The sequence below is a fragment of the Paracoccus sp. L-17 genome (assembly GCF_056857655.1).
In genome coordinates this window covers 1-4,097 of the sequence record NZ_JBSXNM010000004.1, presented here as the reverse complement: position 1 = coordinate 4,097, position 4,097 = coordinate 1, and the positions used below count along the sequence as shown (strand labels likewise).

Below are 4,097 nucleotides of genomic sequence, written 5' to 3'. Positions count from 1 at the left end.
ATCGGGTTTTCGGCGATCATTTTGCGGTGAGGCTTGTTATGATTGCTGCGTTGACGATGTCTTCGGGGGTGCACCCCCGGGAGAGGTCGTTGGCGGGGCTGGCGAGGCCCTGGAGGATGGGGCCGATGGCGTGGCAGCGGCCGAGGCGCTGGGCGATCTTGTAGCCGATATTGCCCGAGGCGAGGTCGGGGAAGACGACGACATTGGCCGGGCCGGTCAGGCGGCTTTTCGGGGCCTTGCGGGCGCGGATTGCGGGGTCGAGGGCGGCGTCGAACTGCATCTCGCCGTCGATTTCCAGGTCCGGTTCGGCCGCGCGGACCAGCGCCAGCGCCTCGCGGATCCGCTCCAGGCTGTCATGTTCGGCCGAGCCGGCGGTCGAGAAGGACAGCAGCGCCACCCGCGGGGCCTGGCCCAGCAGCTGCCGGCAGGACCGGGCCGAGGCGCGGGCGATGGCGGCCAGTCCGGTGGCATCGGGGGCGATGACGAGGCCGCAATCGGCGAAGATCATCGCATCCGGCGCCGCCGTTTCCGCGGGCGGGATCATCAGGAAGAAGCTGGACACGATGGCCGCGTCGGGGGCCCGGCCGATGATCTGCAGCGCCGCGCGCACCGTCTCGGCGGTGGTGGCGACCGCGCCGCCCAGGGTGCCGTCGGCCTGGCCCAGGCGCACCCGCATCGCCGCCTGCCGGATCGGGTCGCGCATCTCGGCCAGCGCGCGTTCGGCGGTCATGCCTTTCGCGGCCCGCATCCGGTGCCAATGGGTCGACAATTCGACCAGGTCCGGCGCCGCGGCCGGGTCCAGCGCGGTGACGCCGGCAATCCCGGGCCCGTTCATCAGCGTGATCCGGGCCAGCCCCGCCTCGGTGAGGCGAAGGGCGGCCTCGGCCACGCGGGGGTCATGGCCCTCGGGCAGGATGATGTGGCGGGGCCGGGCGCGGGCGGCCGCGCGCAGGCGGTCGAGAAGCGGCGGCGTGGCGTCGGTCTTGGCGGCATCGGTCATCGGCCTGATCCTTCCGGCGGCGGGGCCGGGGCAACCGGCGCGGGGGGGACGCTGCCCCCGGCCCTGCGGACTGCCCCGGGATACCGGACGACCCGGGCGGGGCGGGGGGCGGCAAAGGCGGGGCGGGGGGCGGCGGGACGGGCGGCGGCAGGGCGGGGGGCGGCAGGGCGGGGGGCGGCGCGCATGCTCAGGCGATCCAGTGCAGGCCGGAGACGATGAAGACGCCCAGGAAGACGGTCTCCGCGACCATCAGCGCGATGGCGCCGGGGCCGACCTCGAACATGCGTTTCAGCGAGGTCTTGATGCCGACCGCCGCGATCGCGATCAAGAGCGCCCAGCGGCTGAGCGCGCCGGCCCCGTCGGCCAGGACCTGCGGGATCAGGCCCAGCGAGTTCAGCGCCGCCAGCACCAGAAAGCCCACCACGAAGCCCGGCAGCAGCGGCGGGCGCCGGCCCTCGGACAGTTCGGCCAGGCCCTTCTGCCGGATCACCAGCGAAAAGCACAGCACCACCGGCGCCAGCATCGACACCCGGATCAGCTTGACCAGGGTCGCGGTCTCGCCGGCCTCGGGGCCGATGGAAAAGCCGGCGCCGACCACCTGCGCCACGTCATGGATCGTGCCGCCCAGGAAGACGCCCGAATCGCGGGCGCCGAACTGGAACAGCTGCGCCAGCATCGGATAGAGGATCATCGCCACCGTCGACAGCACGGTCACGCAAAGCACCGTGAAGACCAGGTCGCGTTCGGATTTCTCGTGGCGCGGCAGCACCGCCGCGATGGCCATCGCCGCCGAGGCCCCGCAGATCGCCACCGAGCCCCCGGTCAGCAGCGCAAAGCGCCAGCTGCGCCCGACGAAGCGGCTGGCGATGAGCGCGAAGCCGATGGTCAGGATCACCCCCGCCACGACCAGCGCGATGGCCGGCCCGCCAAGCGCCGCCAGCATCTCGACGCTGATCCGCGCCCCCAGCAGCGCCACCCCCAGCCGCAGCACCGTGCGCGCGGTGAAGCCGATCCCCGGCGCCGTCCGCGTGCCCTCATCGGCCAGGAAGTTCAGCGCCAGGCCCAGAAGCAGCGCCAGCAGCATGGCCGGCGCGCCGTAACGGTCGGACAGGAACTGCGCGGTGACGGCGACGAGGACCGAAACGGCAAAGCCCGGAAACATCGGGCGCAGCGCATCGCCCCCGCCCAGGCGGGTCGAGAGCCGCGCGGCAAGCGAGGTCATGATCTTCTCCTGCAAGGCAAGGCAAGGCAAGGCAAGGCGTGACCGGCCCGGCGCCGACGGGCCGGGCCGGGTCGTCGGGATCAGGCCGCACCCTTCTGCGGGCGCATGTCGGCGGCGTCGATGCCGGCCACCGGCACCGGCTTCTTCATCGCGTCGCGGCGGAAGGGCTCGCCCAGTTCCTGGTTCAGGATCACCTCGATGAAGGTCGTCTCGCCCCGCATCTGCGCCTCGACCGCCTCGTGCAGCGCCCGGGTCAGGTCCTCCTGGCTTTTCACCTGCACGCCGGTCACGCCGCAGGCCTGGGCGATCCCGGCATAGGAGGTGTCGCGGTCCAGTTCGGTGCCCACGAAGTTGTTGTCATACCACAGCGTCGTGTTGCGCTTTTCCGCGCCCCATTGGTAGTTGCGGAAGATCACCATGGTGATCGCCGGCCAGTCGTCGCGGCCGCAGGCGGTCATCTCGTTCATGGAAATCCCGAAGGCGCCGTCGCCGGCAAAGCCGATCACCGGCACGTCCGGATTGCCGATCTTGGCGCCCAGGATCGCCGGAAAGCCGTAGCCGCAGGGACCGAACAGGCCCGGCGCCAGGTATTTGCGGCCCGCCTCGAAGGTCGGATAGGCATTGCCGATGGCGCAGTTGTTGCCGATGTCGGAACTGACGATCGCATCCTGCGGCATCGCCTGCATGATCGCCCGCCAGGCCTGACGCGGGCTCATCAGGTCGGCGTCGCGGCGGCGCGCGCCCGCGTTCCATTCGGTGCCCGGATCGTCATCCTCGTGATCCAGGCTCGACAATTCCTGCGCCCAGCGGGATTTCGTCTGCGCCACCAGATCGCGGCGCTCCTGCCGGCCGGCATCGCCCGCATCATCCGCAAGCTGCGCCAGGATCCCGCGCGCCACCTTGCCCGCGTCGCCCTGGATGCCCACCGTCACCTTCTTGGTCAGACCGATCCGGTCGGCATTGATGTCGACCTGGATGATCTTCGCATCCTTCGGCCAGTAATCGATGCCGTAGCCCGGCAGCGTCGAGAACGGGTTCAGCCGGGTGCCAAGCGCCAGCACCACATCGGCCTTGGCGATGATCTCCATCCCCGCCTTGGAGCCGTTATAGCCCAGCGGGCCAAGCGCCAGCGGGTGCGAACCGGGGAAGCTGTCATTGTGCTGGTAGTTGGAACAGACCGGCGCATCCAGACGCTCGGCCAGCCTGACCAGGTCGGGGATCGCCCCCGACAGGACCACGCCCGCCCCCGACAGGATCACCGGGAACCGGGCCGCGCTCAGCAGCGCCGCGGCCTCGCCGACCGCCCGTTCCCCGCCCGCGGGACGTTCGAACGCCACCACCTGCGGCAGATCGACGTCGATCACCTGGGTCCAGAAATCGCGCGGGATGTTCATCTGCGCCGGCGCCGAATTGCGCCAGGCCTGCATGATCACCCGGTTCAGCACCTCGGGGATGCGCGAGGGATCGCGCACCTCCTCCTGGTAACAGACGCAGTCGGCAAACAGCCGCATCTGCTCCATCTCCTGGAAACCGCCCTGCCCGATGGTCTTGTTCGCCGCCTGCGGCGTCACCAGCAGCAGCGGCGTGTGGTTCCAGTAGGCCGTCTTCACCGGCGTCGCAAAACCCGTCACCCCCGGACCGTTCTGCGCGATCGCCATCGACATCCTGCCCGTCGAGCGCGTGAACCCGTCCGCCATCAGACCCGCATTCGTCTCGTGCGCGCAATCCCAGAAGGTGATCCCGGCCCGCGGAAAAAGATCGCTCACAGGCATCATCGCAGAACCGATGATCCCAAAAGCATGCTCGATCCCATGCAACTGCAAAACCTTGACAAACGCCTCTTCAGTCGTCATCCTCATGGCTCAAAACTCCCTT

3 protein-coding genes are annotated in these 4,097 nt (G+C 70.1%); all 3 read right to left on the bottom strand.

Annotated features, from left to right (window positions below; genetic code table 11):
- Positions 1–16 precede the first annotated feature (16 nt).
- Positions 17–1,000 carry a phosphate acetyltransferase gene (locus tag AC13CR_RS00035; RefSeq protein ID WP_292954208.1) on the bottom strand — a complete coding sequence of 328 codons (984 nt, stop codon included), beginning with the start codon at positions 998–1,000 and terminating at the stop codon, positions 17–19.
- Positions 1,001–1,187: 187 nt separating this feature from the next.
- A complete protein-coding gene (locus AC13CR_RS00030) occupies positions 1,188–2,162 on the bottom strand; it encodes a YeiH family protein (protein ID WP_292954211.1) in 975 nt (324 codons plus the stop codon).
- A 140-nt stretch (positions 2,163–2,302) separates the two neighbouring features.
- On the bottom strand, positions 2,303–4,081 hold the full coding sequence (xsc, locus tag AC13CR_RS00025; protein WP_482900254.1) for a sulfoacetaldehyde acetyltransferase: 1,779 nt from the start codon (positions 4,079–4,081) through the stop codon (positions 2,303–2,305).
- Between the last annotated feature and the right edge of the window lie 16 nt (positions 4,082–4,097).

Coding starts and splice junctions, on each gene's coding strand:
- xsc (WP_482900254.1), bottom strand. CDS start 4,081: ATGAGGATGACGACTGAAGAGGCGTTTGTCAAGGTTTTGCAGTTGCAT.
- AC13CR_RS00035 (WP_292954208.1), bottom strand. CDS start 1,000: ATGACCGATGCCGCCAAGACCGACGCCACGCCGCCGCTTCTCGACCGC.
- AC13CR_RS00030 (WP_292954211.1), bottom strand. CDS start 2,162: ATGTTTCCGGGCTTTGCCGTTTCGGTCCTCGTCGCCGTCACCGCGCAG.